Source organism: Streptomyces sp. CG 926, from assembly GCF_003148825.1.
In the GTDB taxonomy this organism is placed as follows: domain Bacteria; phylum Actinomycetota; class Actinomycetes; order Streptomycetales; family Streptomycetaceae; genus Streptomyces.
The window spans coordinates 289,850-312,739 of the sequence record NZ_QGGZ01000005.1; the positions used below are offsets into that span (position 1 = coordinate 289,850).

At 72.6% G+C, this 22,890-nt stretch carries 21 protein-coding genes; 11 read left to right on the forward strand and 10 right to left on the reverse strand.

Annotated features, from left to right (window positions below):
- Positions 1-167: 167 nt before the first annotated feature.
- Positions 168-3,377, reverse strand: coding sequence for an AfsR/SARP family transcriptional regulator (locus BCL76_RS16075; protein WP_258309721.1), 3,210 nt, complete (start codon positions 3,375-3,377; stop codon positions 168-170).
- Positions 3,378-3,508: 131 nt separating this feature from the next.
- On the opposite strand from BCL76_RS16075, the gene BCL76_RS16080 reads away from it, so the two are divergent.
- Complete coding sequence (locus BCL76_RS16080; protein WP_109780165.1) at positions 3,509-4,735, forward strand: amidohydrolase family protein; 1,227 nt, start codon at positions 3,509-3,511, stop codon at positions 4,733-4,735.
- Between the two features lie 51 nt (positions 4,736-4,786).
- Here BCL76_RS16080 and BCL76_RS16085 read toward each other — a convergent pair whose 3' ends face one another.
- On the reverse strand, positions 4,787-6,058 hold the full coding sequence (locus BCL76_RS16085) for an MFS transporter (RefSeq protein WP_109780166.1): 1,272 nt from the start codon (positions 6,056-6,058) through the stop codon (positions 4,787-4,789).
- 164 nt (positions 6,059-6,222) lie between these two features.
- On the opposite strand from BCL76_RS16085, the gene BCL76_RS16090 reads away from it, so the two are divergent.
- Together BCL76_RS16090 and BCL76_RS16095 are read left to right on the forward strand one after the other, a co-directional pair.
- Positions 6,223-6,717: a GNAT family N-acetyltransferase gene (locus tag BCL76_RS16090; RefSeq protein WP_109780167.1), complete on the forward strand. Its 495-nt coding sequence runs from the start codon at positions 6,223-6,225 to the stop codon at positions 6,715-6,717.
- A gap of 84 nt (positions 6,718-6,801) precedes the next feature.
- The gene (locus tag BCL76_RS16095; RefSeq protein WP_109780323.1) at positions 6,802-7,659 is read left to right on the forward strand and encodes a trypsin-like serine peptidase; all 858 of its coding nucleotides are present in this window, start codon (positions 6,802-6,804) and stop codon (positions 7,657-7,659) included.
- 134 nt (positions 7,660-7,793) lie between these two features.
- On the opposite strand, the gene BCL76_RS16100 is transcribed toward BCL76_RS16095, so the two are convergent.
- From BCL76_RS16100 to BCL76_RS16130, 7 genes are all read right to left on the reverse strand, one after another.
- Positions 7,794-8,105 (reverse strand): hypothetical protein, encoded by a 312-nt coding sequence (locus tag BCL76_RS16100; RefSeq protein ID WP_109780168.1) that lies wholly within the window; start codon positions 8,103-8,105, stop codon positions 7,794-7,796.
- Positions 8,102-8,407 (reverse strand): hypothetical protein, encoded by a 306-nt coding sequence (locus BCL76_RS16105; RefSeq protein WP_258309722.1) that lies wholly within the window; start codon positions 8,405-8,407, stop codon positions 8,102-8,104. The genes BCL76_RS16100 and BCL76_RS16105 overlap by 4 nt, the downstream gene beginning before the upstream one ends.
- A gap of 165 nt (positions 8,408-8,572) precedes the next feature.
- Positions 8,573-9,016, reverse strand: coding sequence for an NUDIX hydrolase (locus BCL76_RS40330; protein WP_234314235.1), 444 nt, complete (start codon positions 9,014-9,016; stop codon positions 8,573-8,575).
- Between the two features lie 110 nt (positions 9,017-9,126).
- Positions 9,127-10,374 carry an ABC transporter permease gene (locus BCL76_RS16115; RefSeq protein ID WP_109780170.1) on the reverse strand — a complete coding sequence of 416 codons (1,248 nt, stop codon included), beginning with the start codon at positions 10,372-10,374 and terminating at the stop codon, positions 9,127-9,129.
- Positions 10,371-11,132 (reverse strand): ABC transporter ATP-binding protein, encoded by a 762-nt coding sequence (locus BCL76_RS16120; RefSeq protein ID WP_109780171.1) that lies wholly within the window; start codon positions 11,130-11,132, stop codon positions 10,371-10,373. Before BCL76_RS16120 ends, BCL76_RS16115 begins: the two co-directional genes overlap by 4 nt.
- 59 nt (positions 11,133-11,191) lie before the next feature.
- Positions 11,192-12,307 (reverse strand): peptidoglycan-binding protein, encoded by a 1,116-nt coding sequence (locus BCL76_RS16125; RefSeq protein WP_109780172.1) that lies wholly within the window; start codon positions 12,305-12,307, stop codon positions 11,192-11,194.
- Positions 12,304-12,792, reverse strand: a complete 489-nt coding sequence (locus BCL76_RS16130; protein WP_109780173.1) for a hypothetical protein — start codon at positions 12,790-12,792, stop codon at positions 12,304-12,306. Before BCL76_RS16130 ends, BCL76_RS16125 begins: the two co-directional genes overlap by 4 nt.
- Before the next feature lie 90 nt (positions 12,793-12,882).
- Here BCL76_RS16130 and BCL76_RS16135 point away from each other — a divergent pair, with 90 nt between their 5' ends.
- Genes BCL76_RS16135 through BCL76_RS16145 form a run of 3 tightly spaced genes read left to right on the forward strand, consistent with a single transcriptional unit; the run spans position 12,883 to position 15,709 of the window.
- Positions 12,883-13,545 (forward strand): response regulator transcription factor, encoded by a 663-nt coding sequence (locus BCL76_RS16135; protein WP_109780174.1) that lies wholly within the window; start codon positions 12,883-12,885, stop codon positions 13,543-13,545.
- Positions 13,542-14,786, forward strand: coding sequence for an ATP-binding protein (locus tag BCL76_RS16140; RefSeq protein ID WP_258309723.1), 1,245 nt, complete (start codon positions 13,542-13,544; stop codon positions 14,784-14,786). Before BCL76_RS16135 ends, BCL76_RS16140 begins: the two co-directional genes overlap by 4 nt.
- A 41-nt stretch (positions 14,787-14,827) precedes the next feature.
- Entirely contained in the window at positions 14,828-15,709 is an 882-nt protein-coding gene (locus BCL76_RS16145) for a L,D-transpeptidase family protein (protein ID WP_181382572.1), read from the forward strand.
- Here BCL76_RS16145 and BCL76_RS16150 read toward each other — a convergent pair.
- On the reverse strand, positions 15,681-16,319 hold the full coding sequence (locus BCL76_RS16150) for a transmembrane-type terpene cyclase (protein ID WP_109780175.1): 639 nt from the start codon (positions 16,317-16,319) through the stop codon (positions 15,681-15,683). The genes BCL76_RS16145 and BCL76_RS16150 overlap by 29 nt on opposite strands.
- Positions 16,320-16,479: 160 nt before the next feature.
- Here BCL76_RS16150 and BCL76_RS16155 point away from each other — a divergent pair, with 160 nt between their 5' ends.
- The 5 genes from BCL76_RS16155 to BCL76_RS16175 all read left to right on the forward strand — a co-directional run bounded on the left by BCL76_RS16155 (position 16,480) and on the right by BCL76_RS16175 (position 22,890).
- On the forward strand, positions 16,480-17,427 hold the full coding sequence (locus tag BCL76_RS16155; RefSeq protein WP_181382573.1) for an LLM class F420-dependent oxidoreductase: 948 nt from the start codon (positions 16,480-16,482) through the stop codon (positions 17,425-17,427).
- A 13-nt stretch (positions 17,428-17,440) separates the two neighbouring features.
- Positions 17,441-18,226: an SDR family NAD(P)-dependent oxidoreductase gene (locus tag BCL76_RS16160; protein WP_109780176.1), complete on the forward strand. Its 786-nt coding sequence runs from the start codon at positions 17,441-17,443 to the stop codon at positions 18,224-18,226.
- Positions 18,227-18,321: 95 nt separating this feature from the next.
- Positions 18,322-19,443, forward strand: a complete 1,122-nt coding sequence (locus BCL76_RS16165) for an LLM class flavin-dependent oxidoreductase (protein ID WP_109780177.1) — start codon at positions 18,322-18,324, stop codon at positions 19,441-19,443.
- A 241-nt stretch (positions 19,444-19,684) separates the two neighbouring features.
- Positions 19,685-21,424: an N-acyl-D-amino-acid deacylase family protein gene (locus tag BCL76_RS16170; protein WP_109780178.1), complete on the forward strand. Its 1,740-nt coding sequence runs from the start codon at positions 19,685-19,687 to the stop codon at positions 21,422-21,424.
- Positions 21,421-22,890 carry an aldehyde dehydrogenase family protein gene (locus tag BCL76_RS16175; RefSeq protein WP_109780179.1) on the forward strand — a complete coding sequence of 490 codons (1,470 nt, stop codon included), beginning with the start codon at positions 21,421-21,423 and terminating at the stop codon, positions 22,888-22,890. Before BCL76_RS16170 ends, BCL76_RS16175 begins: the two co-directional genes overlap by 4 nt.

Consider the following 22,890-nt stretch of genomic DNA (forward strand, 5'->3'; position numbering starts at 1 on the left):
ATGTATGGGTGGGGCTGGGCCCGTTCGGCGATTCCCCCGATGACCGCCGAACGGGTAGTCCTCCAACCGGCCCGGATGCTCCCCCGAGGCGCCGGGTCGATGTACTTATCCTGTCGGACGGCGATAAACGAACGATGAACGCCGCGTTCAACCGGAATCCCCGCAGCTCAGGCGGCGATCTCCGAAGCCAACAAGGCCTGAACTTCGCCCAGTTCGGCCGATCGCAGCTGCGTGAACACGGTCTCCGCGTCCCGCCAGCACGCCCGCGCGCGGTCCCGCTGACCCAGCCGCCGCAGCGCCTTGCCGAGCACCGTCAGGACCGTCGCCCGGCGCCACTCCCCGCCGATCCCGCGCAGCGCGATGGCCTGCTCGGCGTGCGAGGCGGCCAGGGTGGGCCGGCGCGCCGCCAGGTGGGCCTCGGCGAGCCGGAAGTGCGTCACGCCCTCCCACAGCGGCTGGCGGTTCTCGTGGAACAGCGACAGCGCCTCGGCCAGCTGCGCCAGGGCCTCGCCGAGCCGGCCGGCCTGGGTGAGGGCGATGCCGAGCGCGTAGCGGCCGTTGGCCAGGCGCAGACTCAGGCCCATCCGGTCGTAGATGGCGATGCCCTGCTGGGCCAGGTCTATGGCGCTGGGCAGGCGACCCAGTTCCACGTGGATGCGGGAGAGGTTGCACAGGGCGCTGGCCTCGCCGACGTTGTTGCCGTCGGCGCGGAAGCACTCGATGGCCTGCAGCAGGTAGCGCTCGCCGTCCGCGTGCCGGCCCTCGTAGAGGGCGATGATCCCGCGGTCGTTGGGCGCCCAGCACATGGGCAGCGGGTCGCCGGCCTCGCGCGCGAGCACGGTGGCCCGCGCGGCCTCGTCGTCGGCCTCGGCGAAGCGGCCCGCGACCAGATGGACGTTGGTGAGGGTGGTGCGTGCGCGGCCCTCGGCGTACGGGTCCTTCGCGGCCTGGCCCGCGTCGCGCAGGGCCACGGCCGCCGACTCGTACTGCCGGGAGTTGGCCCCGGACTCGGCGAGGTCCTTCGCCGCCCACAGCAGGTCCACGGCCCGGCGCAGGACCAGCGACTCGCCGCCGCGTACGGCGGCCTGCCGGACGCACGCCAGCAGCGGGTCGGCCTCGGCGTACAGCCAGTCCAGGGCGGCCCGCGGTTCGGCGAAGACCAGCCCGGGATAGTGGGTGTCGGACAGGTGCGCGGGCAGTCGGTCGCCGGGGCGTTCCAGGGCGTAGACCCCGGAGGCGGTGGCCAGGTAGAAGTCCAGCAGCCGGTCCAGGGCCGCCTCGCATCCGCTCGGCGGCTGTTCGTCACGCTCGGCGCAGGCACGCGCGTAGAGGCGTACGAGGTCGTGGAAGCGGTAGCGGCCGGGAGCGGCGGATTCGAGCAGGGAACAGTCGACTAAGGCCTCGAGGAGGTCCTCGGTGTCGTACTCGGGCAGGTCGAGCACGGCGGCTGCGGCCGAGAGCGAGATGTCGGGGCCGTCGGCGAGGCCGAGGAGACGGAAGGCGCGCTGCTGGGCGGGCTCCAGCTGGCCGTAGCCGAGCTCGAAGGTGGCCTTGACGGCGAGGTCGCCGGCCTGGAGTTCGTCGAGGCGGCGGCGCTCGTCGGCGAGCTTGGCGGCCAGGACGGAGACGGTCCAGGTGCGGCGGGCGGCGAGCCGGGAGGCGGCGATGCGGATGGCGAGCGGCAGGAAGCCGCAGGCGCCGACCACGTTGAGGGCTGCCTGGCGTTCGGCGCGCACGCGCTCCTCACCGACGATGCGGGTGAAGAGCTGCAGGGCCTCCTCGGGACTCATCACGTCGAGGTCGACGAGATGGGCCCCGGCGAGGCCCGCCATGCGGACCCGGCTGGTGACGAGGGCGGCGCAGCCGGCGGTGCCGGGCAGCAGCGGACGGACCTGGGCGGCGTCGCGGGCGTTGTCGAGGAGGACCAGGACACGGCGGCCGTCGAGGATGGAGCGGTAGAGCGCGGCCCGGTCGGCGGGGGAGTCGGGGATGGCCGTGTCGGGGGTGCCGAGGGCGCGCAGGAACGAGCCGAGGACGGCCTCCGGTTCGGCGGGGCGGGCCTCGGTGCCCTGGAGGTCGACGTAGAGCTGGCCGTCGGGGAAGTGCGGACGGGCGGCGTGGGCCACGTGCACGGCGAGGGTGGTCTTGCCGACGCCACCGATGCCGGCGAGCGCGGAGACGGCCATCACCTGATCCAGGGCGCCGCCGGACAGGATGGCGCCGAGCTCGTCGACGAAGCTGGCGCGGCCGGTGAAGTCGGGGACGGTCGCAGGCAATTGGGCAGGCCTCACATGAACGGTCGCGGCGGCCGGGGCCGGGTCCTCCGCGCGGGCGAGATCGGCGTCGGCGTTCAGGATGCGCTGCTGGAGCGCGGCCAGTTCGGGGCGCGGGTCGACGCCGAGTTCGTCGGCGAGGAGCCGGCGGGTGTCGGCGTAGACGGCGAGGGCCTCGGCCTGCCGGCCGCTGCGGTAGAGGGCGAGCATCAGCAGCTCGCGCAGGCGTTCGCGCAGCGGGTGGGCGGCGGTGAGGGCGGTGAGCTCGGAGACGGCCTCGGCGTGCTGGCCGACCTCCAGGTCGAGGTCGAGGCGGGTCTCCATCAGCTGGAGGCGCCATTCGGCGAGCCGGATGCGCTCGGTCTCCGCGTGCGGGCCGGGGACGCCGGCGAGGGGCTCGCCCTCCCAGAGGTCGAGGGCGCGGGTCAGGAGCGTCCGGGCGAGGGAGCGGTCGCCGGCGGCCCGGGCCGCCTCGGCGTCGGCGGCGAGGCTACGGGCGACGCCGAGGTCGAGGGTGGCGGCGGAGCGCAGCCGGATGGCGTAGCCGCCGGAGTCGGTGACGAGGAGGCCGGGGGCGACGACCTTGCGCAGACGGGAGGCGTACGTACGGATGGTGGCGAGGGCCTGCTGCGGCGGGTCCTCGCCCCAGATGGCGTCGATGAGTTCGGGCGCGGTGGCGGTGCGGCCGTCGCGGAGCAGCAGTACGGCGAGCAGGGCGCGCTGCTGGGGGGTGCCGGAGGGCAGGACCTCGGCGCCGCGCCAGGCGCGGACGGGCCCGAGGACGGCGAACCGGGACTCGTTGGGTCCGGTGGGGGCGCCGGTGGGGGCCCCGGTGGTGGCGGAGGCGGTGTTCCCGGTGGCGCTCGCGGCGGGACCGGTGGTGGCGCTCGCGGCGGGACCGGTGGTGGTGCTCGCGGTGGTGCCTGCGGTGGCGCTCGCGGTGGTGCCTGTGGTGGTGCTCGCGGTGGAGTCGGTCGGGACGCCGGTCGCGGGTGCGCGGGTCGCGCGTGCGGGGGCCGTTCCCGGGTCGACTTCGGGTACGACGGCAGCCGTACGGGCCTCGGGATGTTTCCGCGGGCTCGGGATGGCCGGTACGCCGTCCATCTGTCGTCCCCCTGCCTTCCGTCGGTGTAAGGGTCAGTCTGCCCTGTATCGCGCGTACACGTCAGCCCGTACCTGACCGATCACCGGCCAACTAGCTGACGGTTCGTCAGATCAGCGCTACCGTATAGGTCATGGAGACCTTCCCGAAGATCATCTCGGTGGACGACCACACGGTGGAGCCCCCGCACGTCTGGCGGGACAGGCTCCCGTCCAGGTACCGCGACATCGGCCCCCGCATCGTCCGCGCCCCCTTGAAGGAAATGACTTTCCTCGGCGGCAAGTTCGCCCCCGTGATGGGGGCCGAGGGCGACGACGGCCCCATCGGCGACTGGTGGGTGTACGAGGACCTGCACCGCCCGCTCACCCGCCTCGACACGGCGGTCGGGTACGACCGCGACGAGATCAAACTGGAAGTCATCACCTACGAGCAGATGCGCCCCGGGTCCTTCTCGGTTCCCGAGCGGCTCGCGGACATGGACGTCAACCACGTCCAGTCGGCCCTCTGCTTCCCGACCTTCCCCCGCTTCTGCGGCCAGACCTTCACCGAGGCCAAGGACCGTGAGCTGGGACTCCTCGGCGTACGGGCCTACAACGACTGGATGGTGGAGGAGTGGTGCGGCCCGGACGCCCGAGGCCGCCTCATCCCCCTCACCCTGGTCCCGCTCTGGGACGCCCGCCTGGCCGCCGCCGAGGTCCGCCGCAACGCCGCCCGCGGGGTGCGCGCGGTGGCGTTCTCCGAGATACCCCCGCACCTGGGCCTCCCCTCCATCCACACGGACGACTGGGACCCCTTCCTGGAGGCGTGCGACGAGACCGGCACGGTCATCGCCATGCACATCGGCTCCTCCTCGCGCATGCCGTCCACCTCCGCCGACGCGCCGCCGGCGGTCGGCTCCACCATCACCTTCGCCAACTGCTGCTTCTCGATGGTCGACTGGCTGATGAGCGGCAAGTTCGAGCGCTTCCCCAACCTGAAGATCATGTACGCGGAGGGCCAGATCGGCTGGATCCCGTACATCCTGGAGCGCGCGAACGTCGTCTGGGAGGAGAACCGGGGCTGGGGCGGGGTCGCGGACAAGGTGCTGCGCCCGCCGTCGGAGCTGTTCGCCGAGCACGTCTTCGGCTGCTTCTTCGACGATGCCTTCGGCCTGAAGAACCTCGACTCGATCGGCGTCGCCAACGTCCTCTACGAGACGGACTACCCCCACTCCGACTCCACCTGGCCCAAGTCCCGCGAGGTCGGCGAGAGTCAGATGGGCCACCTGGCGCCGGACGTGGTGGACCGCATCGTGCGCGGCAACGCGATCGACCTGCTCGGACTCACGGCCGACGGCCTGTGGGCGGGGCCGGGGGCGTGAGCCCGCGGTCCTGACCGTAGGGCGTGGCCGGCCCCCTCCATCGGCCACGTCCTACGACCCCCCGCGCCGCGACCCCCCGCGCCGGGCTCGCGGCCCACGCCGCGACCCCCCGCGCCAGGACCGGCCCCCGGCCCGCGGCCCGTCCCGCGGCCCCGCCACCAGCAGCAGCGCCGTGGCCAGTCCCGCCGCCGTCAGCACCGGCAGCACCACCCGTACGTCGACGAAGGCCACCAGCGCCGCCCCCAGCGCCAGGGCCACCGCATTCGGTACGAAGATCAGGGTGTTCGCCGTGGCTGCGGCACGGCCCAGCACGTCGTTCGGGACCTCGCGCTGCACCGCCGTCAGCGCGGCGATCAGCACGCACGGCAGCCCGGCGCCGATGGCCGCGCTGCCCACCAGGGCCACCGCGTCGTACGGCAGCGCGCGGGCCCCGGCGCCCAGGGCGAACAGCGCCACTCCGGCCGCCGCGAACACCGTCTCCGGCATCCGCCGCAGCAGCGGGCCCGCCGCGAGTCCGCTCAGGACCGAGCCCGCGCCCTGCACCGCGTACAGCACTCCCACGTGGGTGGGCGCGTGCCCCAGCACGTCCCCGGCGACCGCGTAGATCATCGCGCCGTTCAGTCCGGCCAGGAACATCACGGCGGCGCCGGCCGCCACCAGGGTGCGCACCACCGGCACCCGCCGCAGGTGCACCCCGCCCACCGCCATCCGCGCGAAGGCGCCCGCGTCGTCCCGTATCCGCTCCCGCTCCGGAGGCTCCTCGCGCACCCGCAGCAGGGCGAAGATCCCCGCCGCCAGGGCGAAGGTCACCGCGTCGAGCAGCGCAACCGAAGCCCCGCCGGACCGGGCGAACAGGGCCGCGCCCACCAGCGGCGCCAGGAGCTTCATGCTCTCGTCGGCCGTCAGCCGCAGCCCGTTGAAGTCCCCCAGGAGCCGCCGGCCGACGGCCTGCGGAACCAGGGCCGCCTCCGCCGCCCCGTGCACGGCGCCGCACGTCCCGTACACGAGCAGCACCGCGAACAGCAGCCACACCCGGTCCGCCGAGTCGACCAGGAGCAGCAGGGGCAGCAGCGCGGCCATCCCGAGGCCGAGGGCGACCAGCAGCGGCCGCCGGGGCAGCCGGTCGGCGAGCGCCCCCAGGGCGGGGCCGGCCAGGACCGGCGCCCACATGGTGAACACGGTCAGTGCCGCGAGGGCGTCCGACCCGGTCAGTGACTTCACCCAGACCCCGGCCACCAGCCACATCGCGGTCGTCCCGAAACCGGAGACCACCACCCCCGACAGGTAGAGCCGCGCGTTGCGGTCCCGCAGGACCTTCCCCATGCCTCGATCGATCACCCGCTCAGCCTGTGTTCTAAGGCGGGGGCCGGGGATCGGGCAGACGACCTATACGGCGGACCAAGGGCGAGGTCGGGCCGGCTCCGGGGGGCCGGGAAGCGCACCGCCGCACTCAGGCCTGACGGGACGACAGGACATAGCATCGGGGCGTGCCCCGACTCCAGTTGCTGCGCTTCGACCACGCACCGGCTCTGCTCGCGTTCGAGCGCGAGAACCGGGCCTACTTCGCCGCATCGGTTCCGGACCGGGGCGATCGCTACTTCGCAGACTTCGACGAGCGGCACGCCGCGCTGATGGCCGAGCAGGCCACCGGGCTCTGCCTCTTCCACGTCCTGGTGGCTGACGACGGCGAGGTGGTGGGGCGGGTCAACCTCGTGGACGTGACCGACGGTTCGGCCGAACTCGGATACCGGATCGCCGAGCGGGCGGCGGGTCGGGGCCTGGCCACGGCCGCGGTCCGGGAGGCGTGCGGGCTCGCGGTCGCGGAGTACGGGCTGACCGAGCTGCGGGCGCTCACCACGCTCGACAACCCCGGCTCGCGCGCCGTGTTGGCCCGTACCGGATTCGTGACCACCGGCGATGTGGATCTGGACGGCCGTCCGGGCCTGCGTTTCCGGTGTGACCTGCGGGCCGAAACCGTGTGAGGCGCGGGCCGGGAGCCGTCCTCGGCCTTGCACCCGACCCTGCCGCCGGGGCATGCTTCGCCAGGGCAAAGCGGGAGGATGATCATGCCGGTGGACAAGCGGACCGTCGTGACGGCGGTGCTGTGCGCGGTGGCGGCCCTAGGGGCTTCCGCCGCGGTGGCCAAGCTCGCGCCGCCACCGGAGGCAGTTCCTCCGGTACGGGCGAAGGCCGCGCCGAGCGCGTCCCCGACGGGCCCGGCATCGCGATCGCAAGTGGCGAAGCCCCAGCTGTCCGCGGCTCCCGGTGCCACCCTGCCGCCGGCTGTCACCCCGCCGCCCGGTGGGCCCGCCGCCTTCACCGGAGCCCTGTTCACCAACGGCCTGGACAGTGATCACTTCTGCACCGCCACCGTGGTGAGCAGCCCCGGCCGGAACATGATCATCACCGCCGGGCACTGCCTGCTCGAAGGGGACCAGCGCGACGGAAGCGCCGTCTTCGCGCCCGCGTACGCGAACGGCGTGGCTCCGTACGGCACATGGAAGATCGAGGAGGTCTTCGAGGACGACCGCTGGGCCGAGGGTACGGACGACGACTACGACCTCGCCTTCGCCCGTCTCGCCCCGGACACCAAGGGCCGCACCATCGAGGACGTGACCGGCGCCGCAGTCCTCGACACCAGCGGCCGCGCGGGCGAAAAGGTCACCGTCACCGGATACCCCGCCGATCGGGGGATTCCCCGTACCTGCACCTCGGTCGCCGTCCGCGAGAGCGCGACGCAACAGCGCTTCGACTGCGCCGACTTCCCGGGCGGCACCAGCGGCAGCGCGTGGATCGCGGACGACGGGAAGATCATCGGCATCCTCACGGGCGGGGACACGGACGACGTGTCGACCAGCACCGTCCTGGGCGAGTACGCGGCCTCGCTCTACGCCAAGGCCACCACGAAGACCCCGGCGGCCTGAGTCGGTGTCGGTGCCGGCGTTCGCGTCGGTCTCAGACGGGTTGACGACCTGGTTCCCCGGGTCGGCCTGTGTGCGAGGGGATGCCCGGTCAGACATCCGGTCGGGCCGGACCGCCTCTCCAGGATCAGCCGGGACTACTGCCAGAAGATGCGCTCGATGACGATCTGCGGCTCGGCCGTGCGGTGGACGAAGGTGTAGCGCAGCCAGCCGTGGCCTCGGTCGAAGTAGAGGATGTGGGCGCCACGGGGGTCGGTCGAGCGGGCCGGCTCGATGCTCACCTTCGTGGTGTCAAGATGGTCGTCGCGGTAGGGATGTCGTGACGTCTTCAGTTCCGTGACCGCGTCGATGATCAGATCCCGCACGTCCGCGTGCAGGGTGTCCCGGTACTCGGCGGCGTGCTTGGTCCAGTCCGTGGCCCACGGGGGGCCGGTGAACTCAGCGCTCACTCGCCGGGCCCGAGCGCGGCTACCCGATGGTGGATGCGCGACGCTTCTTCCAGCAGGTCCCTGGCCTTGTCGGGGTCCGCGCACTCGGCCGCCCGCTGCTCCAGATCACGCACATGGTGGTCGAGGTGGGGATCCCTGGCGAGCGCGTACTCGCCCCACCAGCGCGCCAGGAACGCGGGCGCCGCCCCGATGTCGTAGGTGTCGGCGACTCTCGTGCGCCAGTTGGCTTCGAAGTCGTACAGGAGCCGCGGAGCGTGGGCGGCGATCGCCGCCCGCAGCGCGGGAATGCTGCGCTCTGGCATCGGGGGGACACCGTGGGCGGGCCCCGGGGCGGTGGTCATCAGACTTCCTCTTCCGGTCGGCGCCCTACATGATAGTGCGCCCGGGCCCGCCCTGTGAGTCCGCCGGACGAAGTGGCGCGGGCGCGCCGGAACCTCTCCGAGGGCTTTGCCGGTCGCCGTGCGCCCTCAGGCCAGCAGGCCCAGGTGGACCGGTTCCGCGGCGGCGTTCGCCAGGAGGTCCGGCAGGCGCGGGGGCCACAGGGGTTCGCCCAGGGTGGCCAGGCGCTGCGGGGAGAGCCACTGCCAGTGGATGTCCGGGGCCTCCAGGACCGGCTCGCGGTGCGGGCCCCTGGTGACGAAGATGTGCTCGTGTTGGCGGACCGGGATCCCCTGGTGCGTGAAGTCGTGCTCCCAGGTGCAGAGCAGCCGTTCGGGCTCCAGGTCGGTCCACCCGGTCTCCTCGCGCAGCTCGCGCCGCACACAGTCCTCGGGACTCTCGCCGGGATCGATGCCGCCGCCGGGCGGCAACCAGTGGATGCCCACCTCCACGTTGTTCTCCCGGAAGAGGAACACGGACCCGGTGGGGGACAGGATGACAACACGCGCTGCGTGACGTGGAGTTCGCATCATCGATTCAATGTACGCCGGTGATCGGTTCCGGGGGATGGGCTTGCACCTGGCCTTTTGCCGCCTTTTGCCCGCCCCGCCCCGCCCCCCCGGAACCGACCGCCCCCGATCCGCTACGCCGCAGCCAGCGCCAGCGTCGGCGACAGCCGGGCCGCGCGCACCGCCGGGTAGAGCCCGGCCAGGGTGCCGATCGCCAGCGTGGCGGCGAAGCCGCCGGTCACCGCCCAGAGCGGGACCACCCAGGGCAGGTCGCCGGCCCGGGCGTAGACCGCCGTGGCCGCGCCGCCCAGGGCGATGCCCGCCAGGCCGCCGAGCCCGGACAGCAGCAGGGACTCCGTCACGAACTGGATCCGGATCTGGCCCTTCGTGCCGCCCAAGGACCGCCGCAGGCCGATCTCGTGACGCCGCTCCAACACCGAGATGATCATGGTGTTGGCGACGCCGACCCCGCCCACCAGCAGCGCGATCCCGCCCAGCCCCAGCAGCAGCGTGCTGAACGCACCCTCCGTGGCCGCCTTCGCCTTCAGCGCCGCCGACGGGTCGGTGACCTGTACCGCGCTCGGGGTCTGCGGGTTGGCCGTGCGCGGGATGAGCGCGCGGACCGCCGCCACCCGGTCGTCCGCCGACCGCTCGTACACGGCCGTCGGATGCCCGCCGAAGCCCAGCAGTTGCTCGGCAGCGTCCCACCCGATCAGCGCCGAGCGCTCGATCTCCGGAGCCAGCGGGACCGGTTCCAGGATGCCGGTCACCGTGAAGTAGCGGCCGCCGATGAAGACCTGCTGACCCGGTTCGGTGATGCCGAGCCGGCGCGCGGAGACGTCCCCGAGCACCACCGAGGGGTAGCGTCCGGTGGCCGCGTTGAGCCAGGTGCCGCTCGCCATCCGCGCGCGCAGCGTGCCCAGCAGGTCGTCCTTGGCGGCCTTGAGCACGATCCCGCCGGTCTCGCCCTTGGGGATGTTCTCCGACCGGCGCACGGACTCGGGCACGTCACCGGTGGTGCCCACCGACTCGACCCCGGCGATCCGGGAGATCATGCCCGGGGCGTCCTTGGGCAGCTTCGTGTCCTGCCCGGTGAACATCCCCTCGCCCGGCTTCACGACCAGCATGTCCGTGCCGAGCTTGTCGAGCTCCCGCAGCAGCTTGGCCTGGCTGGAGGAGGAGATCCCGACGACCGCGATCATCGTCGCGATGCCGATGGCGATACCGAGCGCGGACAGGAACACCCGCATGGGGCGGGAGCGCAGGCCCGCCGAACCGACGTGCAGGACGTCCCGCGGGGACAGCTTCGGCGGCTTCAACCGCCGGGCGCGTGCCCCCGTACGGGCGGCGCGCGCCCCCTGACGAGGCCTCGCGCGGCTCATGACGTCACCCCCGCGTGGTCCCGCAGGTCGGCGACGATCTCCCCGTCGCGGATCCGCACCTGCCGCGGCAGGCTCGCCGCGATCTCCTGGTCGTGGGTGATCACCGCGATGGTGGCGCCGTCCTGGTTGAGCTCGCGCAGCAGCTCCATCACCGATTCCCCGGACGCCGTGTCCAGCGCGCCCGTCGGCTCGTCGGCCAGCAGCAGGTCCGGCGAACCCGCCACCGCCCGGGCGATCGCCACGCGCTGCTTCTGCCCGCCGGACAGCTCGTGCGGCCGGTGGTCCATCCGGTCTCCGAGGCCCACCCGGTCCAGGGCCTGGGCGGCCCGGCGTAGCCGTTCGGCCCGCGGGAGACCGCTGTAGAGCAGGCCCTCGGCGACGTTCGCCCGGGCGCTGATGCCCGGCACCAGGTGGAAGGACTGGAAGACGAAGCCGACGTGCCGGGAGCGCAGGGCCGACAGGGCGCGGTCCCGGAGGGCCGCGATGTCGTGGCCGGCGATCCGTACGCGGCCCGCCGTCGGGCGGTCCAGGGTGCCGACGATGTGCAGCAGGGTGGACTTGCCGGAGCCCGACGGGCCGACGATGGCGAGGAGTTCGCCGGCGGTGACGGTCAGGTCGACCCCGCGCAGGGCCGCGACCCCGCCCGGGTACTCCTTGGTGACCCCGATCAGCTCCACGACCGGGTGCGCGGGCGCCGTCGCATCAGACGTCGGATCCGCCTTCGCATCGGCCGTCGCATCGGTCGTCGCATCGGTCATAGGGTCCGTCGTCGGATCCCACGTCGGATCCGTCGTCACATGGGTCCTCCTCGTGGCCGTCACAGTTTCGGGATCCCCACCTGCATGCCCTCCGTGAGGGCGGCGCCGGTCACCTCGACCCGGCCGTTGCCGAACATGCCGAGCTCGACCGGGACCTCCCGGGCCCGGCCGTCCTGGACGACCTGCACGCCGAAGCCGCCGCTCGCGAGCGCGAGCAGCGCGTTGACCGGTACGGAGAGCACGCCCTTGCGGGTCTCCCCGGTCAGGCCGACGGTCACCGGGGACTGGTCCGGGGCGTTCACCTCGGCCGGCTTGTCGAAGGTGACCACCACCTCGACCTGGGCCTTCTTGTCGCCGCCACCACCGCCACCCCCACCGCCCGGGCCGGCGCCGCCGTTCTTGTCGTCGGGCGGCGCCGCCCCGCCCACCGAGTCGATCTTCGCGGTGGCGCTGCCGCCGCCCGGCAGCCGTACGGTCACCGGGTCGCCCGCCTTGGCTGCGCCCGCCTTCACCGCGTCCAGTCGGAAGCGGACGATCCGCTCGGTGCCCGTCACCGTCAGCACCGGCTTTCCCGGCGCCAGCTCGTCACCGACCGCCGCGTCACCCGCGCGCACCCGCTGCGGACCCGAGGCGAAGGCGATGTCCTCCTTGCCGACCTCGCCCGTCTCCGCGACCTTGTGCGCCTTCTGCCACCGCTTGACCGCCGTGGCCGTACCCGCCGTGAAGGTGCCGTCCTGCGGGTCGAGCCCGGTCCCGTACCCGAGGGCCTGGAGGTTGCGCTTGAGCTGCTCGACGTCCTCGCCCTTGTCGCCGGCCTTCAGCGGCCGGTACATCGGCGTGGACCCGTACATGAGCCGCACCGCCCGGCCGTTGACCTCGTACAACTTCCCGTCCCGCTCCACCGCCGAGCCCTCGCCCGCCGTCCACGTCAGCACGCCGGGCCCGGCCGCGTTCAGCTTGCGCTCCCGCGCGTAGCCGAGGGTGCCCTCCACCTGGAGACCGGAGCTGAGGTCGCCCCGCTGGACCGGCGCGGTGGCCGGCGGCAGTCCGCCGGCCGCGTGCCGCTCCCGCTCGTCCGCGTCCCGCTGCGGCCGGTCCATGACGGCCCAGCCGCCGCCCGAGACGGTCAGTACGGCGGCCAGCGAGGCCAGCAGCCACTTGGCCCGTTTCCTCATCGGCCGGTGTCGCACTTCTTCTGGGCCTCCTCGAAGGCCTTCTCCTGACCCTTGGGGATCTCGGTGGCGCTCTTCATGCCGCCCTCCTGGTACTCAGGGTCCTTCAGGGCGACGCCGTTCTCGCGCATGCACCGGATCCACTCCAGCTCCTTGTCCTTGTCCTCCTGCGTGGGCTCCTTACCGGCGCCGGTGCCCGTGCTCATCCCGCACTTCTTCATGGCCTCCTGCATCTTCTGCGGGTCGGCGTCCCCGCCGATCGTCATCCCGCGCGGGTCCTGGCCGGGCTCGGGGTCGGGCACGTCTATTCCGTTCTCGCGCAGGCACTGGCGCATCTTCACCGCGTTGTCGGCCACCGTTCCGGAGTCGCCGCCGGCGCCTGCCGAGGAGTCCTGCTTCCCCGCCGATCCGTCGTTCGCGCAGGCGGTGGCGAACAGGGTCAGCCCGGTGACGACCGCGGCCGTGGTCATGATCAGGGATCGCTTCATGGGCCCGAGCCTGCGGTGGAAGGGCCTTTCGCTTCCCTCTCCCACCTTGCTTACGACGACGAAATGCCGATCTCCGGTAAAGAGGACGCCATGCGCGTACTGGTGGTGGAGGACGAGGAATTCCTCCGGGAGATGATCGCCGAGGGGCTGCGCCGGGACGCGCTCGCCGTCGACGAGGCGAGCGACGGCCTGGAGGCCCTGCGGCTCCTTCGGTTGAGCGAGTACGACGTCCTCGTCCTGGACCGCGACCTGCCCGGCCTGCACGGCGACGAGGTGTGCCGGCAGGTGGTGCGCGAGCGGCTGCTGACCCGCGTCCTGATGCTGACCGCCTCCGGGACCGTACGGGACCGGGTCGAAGGCCTCGGTCTCGGCGCCGACGACTACCTCACCAAGCCCTTCGCCTACGACGAGCTGCTCGCCCGCGTCCTGGCCCTGGGCCGGCGGGCCCGCCCCGCCCTGCCGCCCGTACTGGAGCGCGCCGGGGTCGCCGTCGACACCGCCCGGCGCAGCGCCACCCGCGACGGGCACCGGCTCGCGCTGTCCCGCAAGGAGTTCGCGGTGCTGGAGGCGCTGCTGCGCGCCGAGGGGGCCGTCGTCGGCAACGACGACCTGATCGAGCAGGTGTGGGAGCGGGACACCAGCTACTCCACCAACGCCGTCCGCGTCACCCTCAGCAAGCTCCGCGCCAAGCTGGGCGAGCCGCCGCTGATCGAGACCGTGCCGGGCGCGGGCTACCGGATCGTGGCCCGGTGAAGGGCCGCCGCCCGTGGCGGCTGCTGCGCACCGAGCGTGGCCGCCTCACCGCCCTGTACGGCTCCTTGCTGCTCCTGGCGGGCGGCGGCCTGGTGGCGCTGGTCTACCTCCTCGTCGGCCAGGGCCTCTACGCGAGCGTCAACGGAGCCGTCCGTACCGTCTCCCCGGCGTACGCGGTCCCTTCGCCCGGGGTCGTCCCCGGCGAGAGGATCACCCCGGGGTGCCCGTGCGAGCCGGCGCGGAAACTGCCTCCGGGGCAGACCCCCACCTTCGAGCAGCTGGAGCGCTACGCGTACACGCAGAACCTCTCCGACGCCGTCACCGACGCCACCCGGCACCGGCTGCTCATGTACTCCCTCCTCGCGCTGGCCGTCTTCGCCGTGCTGTCGATCTGGCTCGCCTGGTGGATGGCCGGCCGGGTGCTGCGGCCCGTCGGCGTGATCACCGAGACGGCGCGCCGGCTGTCCGGGGAGAACCTGGACGAGCGGATCTCCCTCGACGCGCCGCCCGGCGAGCTCAAGCAGCTGGCCGACACCTTCGACGCGATGCTGGGCCGGATGGAGCAGCTGGTCTCCGCGCAACGGCGGTTCGCGGCGAACGCGGCGCACGAACTGCGCACCCCGCTGGCGGTCCAGCGGGCGGCGGCCGAGATCGGCCTGGCGGGGGATCCGTCGCCGGAGAAGGTGGCCCGGATCCGCGCCAAGCTGATCGGCGTCGCCGACTCCAGCGAGCACCTCATCGAGTCCCTGCTGCTGCTCGCCGTCTCGGAGCAGGGGCTGGAGTCCACCGGCCCGGTCGACCTGGCGGAGCTCGCGGCGGCCGAGCTGGCGGCCTGTCCGGCGCCGGGGCTGACCGTCGTACGGATCCTCGCGCCGCTGACCGTGCCGGGGGACCGGACCCTGCTCGGGCACCTGCTGCGGAATCTGCTGGTCAACGCGGTGCGGCACAACCGCCCCGACGGCCGGATCAGCGTGTCCACCTCCGCCGAAGGGGAACTGACGGTGTCGAACACCGGGCCGGTGATCGATCCGGCGGACGTGCCGGGGCTGCTGGAGCCCTTCCGTAGGCGCGCCGAACGGCTGCACACCGCGGGTGAGGGCGCCGGGTTGGGGCTGTCGATCGTGGCCTCGATCGCCCGGGCGCACGGGGCGGAGCTGGTGGTGCGGGCCGATCCGGCGCCGGAGGGCGGGCTGACGGTCCGGGTCCGCTTCCCGCGGACCGACGAGGCGCGCACGTCGTAGCCACCCGGGCTGCGAGGGCCCGCTGATGTACGGTCGGAGGAATGAGCAAGCACGTCCGAGCCAGCTCCCGTCCGTCCGGAAAGCCGCGCGCGGTCCGTAGGTCCCCCCGGGTGGCTCTTGCCGCCGTGCTCGGCCTGGCGACCCTCACGGTCGGCTGGGTCTGTGTGGCCCAGGAGCCGGACAAGGCCGCAGGTCCCCGGCCGCAGGCCCGCGCGGACGCCCGTCCGCAGAAGGAGGGTCACGTCGCGCGCGACGAGCGGCGGGCCGCGCAGCAGGCCGTCCCGCACCCCGGCCCGCCGGCCGCCCCGCCGGCCTCGGCCGCGCCGGTCGCCGCCCCGCAGGGCCTGGTCGGCGTCAGCGAGCCGACCCGGGCCCGGATCCCGGCAGAGTCCCGTCAGCTGATCCTGGTCACCGGCCGGGCGATGGACTCCTCGGAGTCCACGGTCACCTTCTACACGCGCCCCGCGGCCGGAGCCGACTGGGTCAAGGCCGAGAGCTGGCCGGCCCGCAACGGGGCCAACGGCTGGTCCGTCGAACGCACATACGGAGACCTGACCTCGCCGATGGGGGTCTACGCGCTGACCGACGCGGGCGGCCTGCTGCCGAAGCCGCCCGGGACCCGGCTCCCGTACGACGAGGACAACGGCTTCGTCGCCACCGGCCTCGGGGTGAACGGGGAGTCCCTGGAGGGCTCCTTCGACTACGTCGTCGCCATCGACTTCAACCGCAGGCCGGGCCGGTCCCCGCTGGACCCGGTCATGCCGGACGGCGAGGACAAGGGCGGCAACATCTGGCTGCACGTGGACCACGACGGTCCCTCGCAGGGCTGCGTGGGCATCCCGAAGGCGGCCATGAAGAAGGTCCTGGAGACCCTCGATCCGGCCGCGAAGCCGGTCATCGTGATGGGGCCGGCAGGCTTCTGACGCGGGTCGGGCGCGGCCGCAGCAGCAGTCCGATGTAGGCGAGGTCGAAGACGCAGCACAGGATCCCGAGTCCGAGGATGAACGGCGCGTCCTCCAGCACCCCGAACAGCACGGTCGGGGCGAGCGTCCCCAGCCATTTGGCGACGGCGATGGTCGGCGACTGGCCGAGCGGCCCCTGCCGGGAGACGTAGAGGGCGATGAAGAGGCCGGACATCAGCAGGTTCTGCAGGAAGGCCGAGTACCGGCTCGCGTCGTGCGCCCCGAAGTGCGCCAGGAACAGCCACTGCACGGCGAATCCCGTACCGAACACCAGGACCGACCAGGTGGCGAAGAGCGGGCGGGTCACGAAGTCCGGCAGCTCGGCCCGGCCGAAGCGCAGGTAGGTGTAGACGATCACCACGTCGGCCACCGCCCACACCACGTTGACCACGCCTTGGGCGGAGAGCCCGACCGCGATGTCGCGGGCCGCGTAGACGGTCTCCCAGGCGAAGTTGAGCGCGAGCGCGGCGACGGGCATCGCGTACGTCCGGTCCCGCAGCCCGACGCGGATCGCCTCCACGTACACGAGCGTCCAGGCGACACCGCTGACCAGCGTGAGTATGAGATCCACGCGCGCACCCTAGGTGAGGTGAGGGGCGCAGGGGAACCGAGCGAGGGAGCGCCTGTTCGGCCCGGGGTGTGTCGCACCCCTTGTCTGACGATCCGTCAGCTACGACGATGGCCCCGCACCGATATGACGAATCGGCAGACGAAGGCGAGGCGGGCCCGCCATGGCGCGCGTATTTCCGCAAGGTCGGCTGGTCCACGGGATGCAGCTCCCGGTCCAGTCGCAGAGCACCATCTACGCCGAGCCCTGGGAGGCGTCGGCCACCGCCGCCGATCTCGCCGAGATCGCGCGGGCCGCCGACCGGGCCGGCTTCGGCTACGTGGCCACCTGCGACCACGTGGCCGTCCCGCGGCGGCTCGCCGGCCCCATGAGCACCGTCTGGTACGACCCGGTGGCGACCCTGTCCTTCCTGGCCGGCATCACCGAGCGGGTGCGGCTGCTGAGCCACGTCGCGATCCTGGGCCTGCGCCATCCGCTGATCAGCGCCAAGCAGTACGCCACCCTCGACCACCTCTCCGGCGGCCGGCTGATCCTCGGGGTGGGCGCCGGGCACGTACAGGAGGAGTTCGAGATCCTCGGCGTGGACTTCGCGCGCCGCGGGGCCGTCCTCGACGAGACGTTGGACGCGCTGCGTGCGGCGCTCGGGCCCGAGGAGTACCCGGAGTTCGAGGGCGAGCTGTTCTCCTTCAAGGACCTCGGCCAGCTGCCCCGGCCCGCCCAGGAACGGATCCCCGTCTGGGTGGGCGGCTCCTCGCCCGCCGCCGTGCGCCGCGCCGCGATCCGCGGGGACGGTTGGCTCCCGCAGGGCGACCCGCGCGACAAGCTCCCCGGGCAGATCGCCCGGATCAAGGAGCTCCGCGAGGCGGCCGGCATCACCGATCCCGTCGAGTTCGGCGCGATCACCGAACCGCTGTACGTCGGCGAGCCCGGCTGGGACACCGGCCGCCGCACCCTCACCGGCAAGGCGGAGGCGCTCGCCGAGTCCCTACGGGAGTACGGGGCGCTCGGCGTGGACCAGATCCAGGTGCGCTTCCGCAGCCGCGACCGCGCCGAACTCGTCGACCAGATCACCGCTTTCGGGGCCGAGGTGGCCCCCCTCCTCAACGACTAGGGGCTGACGGACCATGGGCAAGCTGGACGGGCGCGTCGTCATCATCACCGGCGCGGCACGCGGCCAGGGCGAGCAGGAGGCCCGGCTCTTCGCCGCCGAGGGGGCCCGGGTGCTCCTCGGTGACGTGCTGGACGAGCAGGGCGCGGCGGTGGCCAAGGACATCGGCGAGGACCGGGCCCGGTACGTACGGATGGACGTGAGCCGGGAGGAGGACTGGGCGGCCGCCGTCGCCGCCGCGAAGGAGACCTTCGGCCCGATCGACGGCCTGGTCAACAACGCCGGCATCCTGCGCTTCAACGAGCTGACCGCGACCCCGCTGGAGGAGTTCCAGCAGGTGGTCCAGGTCAACCAGGTGGGCGCCTTCCTCGGCATCAAGACGGTGGCCCCCGAGATCGAGGCGGCCGGCGGCGGCACCATCGTCAACACCTCCTCGTACACCGGCCTGACGGGCATGGCGTACGTCGGCACGTACGCCGCGACCAAGGCGGCGATCCTGGGCCTGACCCGGGTGGCCGCGCTGGAGCTGGCGGGCAAGGGCATCCGGGTCAACGCGATGTGCCCGGGCGCCGTGGACACCCCGATGGCCAACCCGGGCCTGCTGGACCCGGCGAACATGACCGACGAGGCCAAGGACGCGATGGCCGAGCTCTACCGGCGCGTGGTCCCGATGGGGCGGGTGGGGCAGCCGGAGGAGATCGCGAAGCTGGCGCTCTTCCTGACGGCCGAGGACTCCTCGTACATCACCGGCCAGCCGTTCGTGATCGACGGCGGCTGGATGGCAGGCGTCAGCATTCTCTGATGGGGCGTCAGGTATTGACGCTCGCACCCCTGCGGTGGAACAGTCGAGACATCAAATCTGACGGAACGTCAGAAACCAAAGGACGGTGAACCCCCTTGGAATTCGGGCTCTTTGTGCAGGGATACGTGCCTGAGGCGCGGTCCAAGGTCGACCCCGAGGCAGAGCACAAGGCGCTGATCGAGGAGACCGAGTACGTCATACAGGCGGACAAGTCCGGCTTCAAGTACGCCTGGGCCTCCGAGCACCACTTCCTGGAGGAGTACTCGCACCTGTCGGCGAACGAGGTGTTCCTCGGGTACCTCGCCCACGCCACCGAGCGCATCCACCTCGGCTCCGGCATCTTCAACCCGCTCGCCCCGGTGAACCACCCGGTCAAGGTGGCCGAGAAGGTCGCCATGCTCGACCACCTCTCCAAGGGCCGCTTCGAGTTCGGTACCGGCCGGGGCGCCGGCAGCCACGAGATCCTCGGCTTCCTGCCGGGCATCGAGGACATGAACGGCACCAAGGAGATCTGGGAGGAGACCATCGCGGAATTCCCCAAGATGTTCCTCCAGGAGGAGTACGAGGGGTTCCAGGGCAAGCACTGGTCGCTCCCGCCGCGCAAGGTCTTCCCCAAGCCGTACGGCAAGGCCCACCCGGCCATGTGGTACGCCGCCGGCTCCCCGTCCTCGTACGCGATGGCGGCGAAGAAGGGCCTCGGCGTGCTGGGCTTCAGCGTGCAGAAGGTCTCCGACATGGAGTGGGTCCTCGACCAGTACAAGACGGCCGTCCGGGAGGCGAAGGCCATCGGCGCCTTCGTCAACGACAACGTCATGGTCACCTCGACCGCGATCTGTGCCGAGACCCACGACAAGGCCGTCGAGATCGCCGTCAACGCCAACATGAACCGCTTCCAGTCGCTGGTCTTCCGCTACCACGACACCTTCCCGCGGCCCGAGGCGATCCCGGAGTGGCCCGAGACCCTGCCGGAGTACAACGCGGAGATCATCGAGCTCCTGATCGCCGAGGAACTCCTGATCTGCGGCGACCCGTCGGAGGTCCGGGCCCAGTGCAAGCGCTGGGAACAGGCCGGCGCCGACCAGCTGTCCTTCGGCCTGCCGACCGGCGTCTCGCCCGAGGACACGATGACGACGATCAAGCTGATCGGCGAACACGTCATCCCGCACATCGACACGGACCCGATCCACCGCACGACACGCTTCCGCCAGGCCGTCTGACCCGGCGGGGAGACGGGGACGGCGCCTTCCCGGACCGCCGTCCCGTACCGGCCCCGGCCGGGGGCCATGCCGAGGCAGCGGTCGCCCCGGCGGTCTCCGGCCGGGGCATGCGGGGGCTCCGCCCCCCACCCCGCGCCTCAAACGCCGGCGGGGCTGGATTCTGCAGCCTCGCCGGCGTTCGAGGCGCGGGGCCTGGGGCGGAGCCCCAGCGCGCAACGCGAACACCGGCAGAAGGGACGTCATGCTCGACCACCTGATCAAGGGCGCGACCGTCGTGGACGGCACCGGCGCCCCCGCCCGCGTCGCGGACCTCGGCATTCGCGACGGCCGCATAGCCGTCATCGCCGAACCCGGCACCGTCACCGAAGCCGCCCGCACCACCGAGGACGCCACCGGGCTGATCCTCACCCCCGGCTTCATCGACCCGCACACGCACTACGACGCCCAGCTCTTCTGGGACCCCTACGCCACGCCCTCCATGAACCACGGCGTCACCACCGTCGCCGGCGGCAACTGCGGCTTCACGCTGGCCCCGCTCAACCCCGCCCGCCCCGAGGACGCCGACTACACCCGCCGCATGATGAGCAAGGTCGAGGGCATGGCCCTCAAGGCCCTGGAGGAAGGCGTCGACTGGACCTGGTCCACCTTCGGCGAATACCTCGACGCGCTGGAGGGCCGGATCGCCGTCAACGCCGGGTTCATGGTCGGCCACTGCGCCCTGCGCCGGCACGTGATGGGCGAGGACGCCGTCGGCGGCCAGCCCACCCCCGAGCAGCTCCAGGCCATGCTCGACCTCTTCCACGACGCCATGGACGCCGGCGCCTGGGGACTGTCCACCACCCAGTCCTCCACCCACTCCGACGGCTCGGGCGCCCCCGTCGCCTCCCGCCACGCCCGCCCCGCAGAGCTGCTCGCCCTGTCGAAGGCGGTCGCCGAACACGAGGGCACCCAGCTGGAGGCGATCGTCGCCGGCTGCCTCGACCAGTTCTCCGACGACGAGATCGACCTCTTCGTGGAGATGAGCGCCGCCGCCGGCCGGCCGCTGAACTGGAACGTCCTCACCATCGACGCCTCCGTCCCCGAACGGGTCCCGCGCCAGCTGATCCCCAGCGAGCGCGCCCGCAAGGCCGGCGGCCGGATCGTCGCACTGACCATGCCGATCCTCACCCCCATGAACATGTCGCTCGGCACCTTCTGCGCGCTCAACCTCATCCCCGGCTGGGGCGAGATCCTCGGCCTGCCCGTCCCCGAGCGGATCGCAAGGCTCCGCGACGCCGACGTACGCGCCGAGATGCTGCGCCGCGCCGACAGCAAGGAAGCCGGCGTCTTCCGGCGCCTCGCCCACTTCGGCCGGTACGTCATAGGCGACACGTACAGCAAGGAGAACGAGGGCCTCTCCGGCCGGGTCGTGAACGACATCGCCGCCGAGCGCGGCCAGGACCCCTTCCACTGCCTGGTGGAGATCTGCGCCAACGACGACCTGCGCACGGTGCTCTGGCCGATGCCCACCGACAACGACCCGGCCAGCTGGGCCCTGCGCCAGGAGACCTGGCAGCACGAGGACGTCATGCTCGGCGGCTCCGACGCCGGCGCGCACCTGGACCGGATGTGCGGAGCCCCGTACACGACCCGCTTCCTCGGCGACTGCCTGCGCGGGCGCAAGCTCGTCCCGCTGGAGCAGGCCGTACAGATGCTCACCGACGACCCGGCCCGGCTGTTCGGACTGCGCGAGCGCGGCCGCCTCGCCGAGGGCTTCCACGCCGACCTGGTCCTCTTCGACCCGGAGCGGATCGAGGCCGGTCCCGCGACCCTGGTCCACGACCTGCCCGGGGACAGCCCACGGCTGGACGCGCGGGCCATCGGCATCGTCTCGGTGCGCGTCAACGGGGTGGAGACCATCCGCGACGACGAGGTGACGGGGGCCGTGCCGGGCATCGTGCTGCGGTCCGGCCGCGACACGAGGACGGTGAGCACCCGATGACCGACGCACAACAGCCGCTCTACATCGGCGGCGAACGGGTGGAGCCCGCGGGCGGCCACTACGAGGTGATCGACCCGGCGGACGAATCGGTGGTCGGGCTCGCGCCCGAGGCCTCGCGCGCCCAGGTCGAGGAGGCGACCCGCGCCGCGGCCGAGGCCTTCGAGAGCTGGTCCCGTACGACGCCCGAGGAGCGCGCGACGATCCTGGACCGGGCCGCGGACATCATGCGGCGCGAGTTCGACCCGTGGACGGCGCTGGCGCAGGCGGAGACGGGCGCGCCGACCGGCATCGCGCGCGGCATGCAGGTCGGGGTCGGTGTCACCCGCTTCCGGCGCTACGCCAAGGGGGCCCTGGAACCGGTCGAGAGGGGCCTGCCCCCGCAGGTCACCGAGGCCGGACCGATGGGGCGGGCGAGCATCCTGGGCGCGCTGGAGGTGCGCCAGCCGGTCGGGGTGGTCACCTGCATCACCTCCTACAACAACCCGTGGGCGAACCCGGCGGGCAAGGTGGCCCCCGCCCTGGCCATGGGCAACACGGTGGTGGTCAAACCGGCGCCGCAGGACCCGCTGTCGGTGTTCCGGATGGCGGACGCCCTGCACGAGGCCGGCGTACCGGCGGGCGTGGTGAACGTCGTGAACGGGCGGTCGGTGGAGGTCGGCGAGGCCGCGGTGGACTCCCCGTACGTGGACATGGTGTCCTTCACCGGCTCCACGGCCGTCGGGCAGCGCATCGCCGAGGTCTGCGGCCGGTCCATGAAGCGGCAGCTGATGGAACTGGGCGGCAAGGGCGCGGCGATCGTCTTCGAGGACGCCGACCTGGACGCGGCGGTGATGGGGATCGGGACGACCTTCTCCTTCTACTCCGGGCAGATCTGCACCGCCCCGACCCGGGTGATCGTCCACCGGTCGGTCCACGACCGGCTGATCGAGAAGCTGACCGGCTATCTGGCCTTCATGAAGGTGGGCGACCCGGCGGCGGCCGGCACGGTGGTCGGCCCGGTGATCTCGGCGGCGCACCGCGACCGCGTGGAGTCCTACATCGAGCTGGGGAAGAAGGAGGGCGCGCGGATCGCGTACGGCGGCGAGCGTCCGGTGGTCGGCGACGGCCGCGGCTTCTACGTGGCTCCGACGCTGCTGGTCGACTGCACGAACGACATGCGGGTGGTCCGCGAGGAGATCTTCGGCCCGGTGGTCGTGGTGGTCCCCTTCGACGGGGACGAGGACGAGGCCGTCGCCCTGGCCAACGACAGCGACTTCGGGCTGCTGAGCTACGTATGGTCCGGGGACTCGGCGCGCGCGTTCCGCGTGGCGCGCCGGCTGCGCTCGGGCGGGGTCGGGGTGAACACCATCGGCCGCAACATGGAGGCCCCGTTCGGTGGCTTCAAGCGCAGCGGGGTGGGCCGCGACGTCGGCTCGTACGCGCTGCACGCCTACAGCGAGGTGCAGTCGATCGTCTGGACGGGCTAG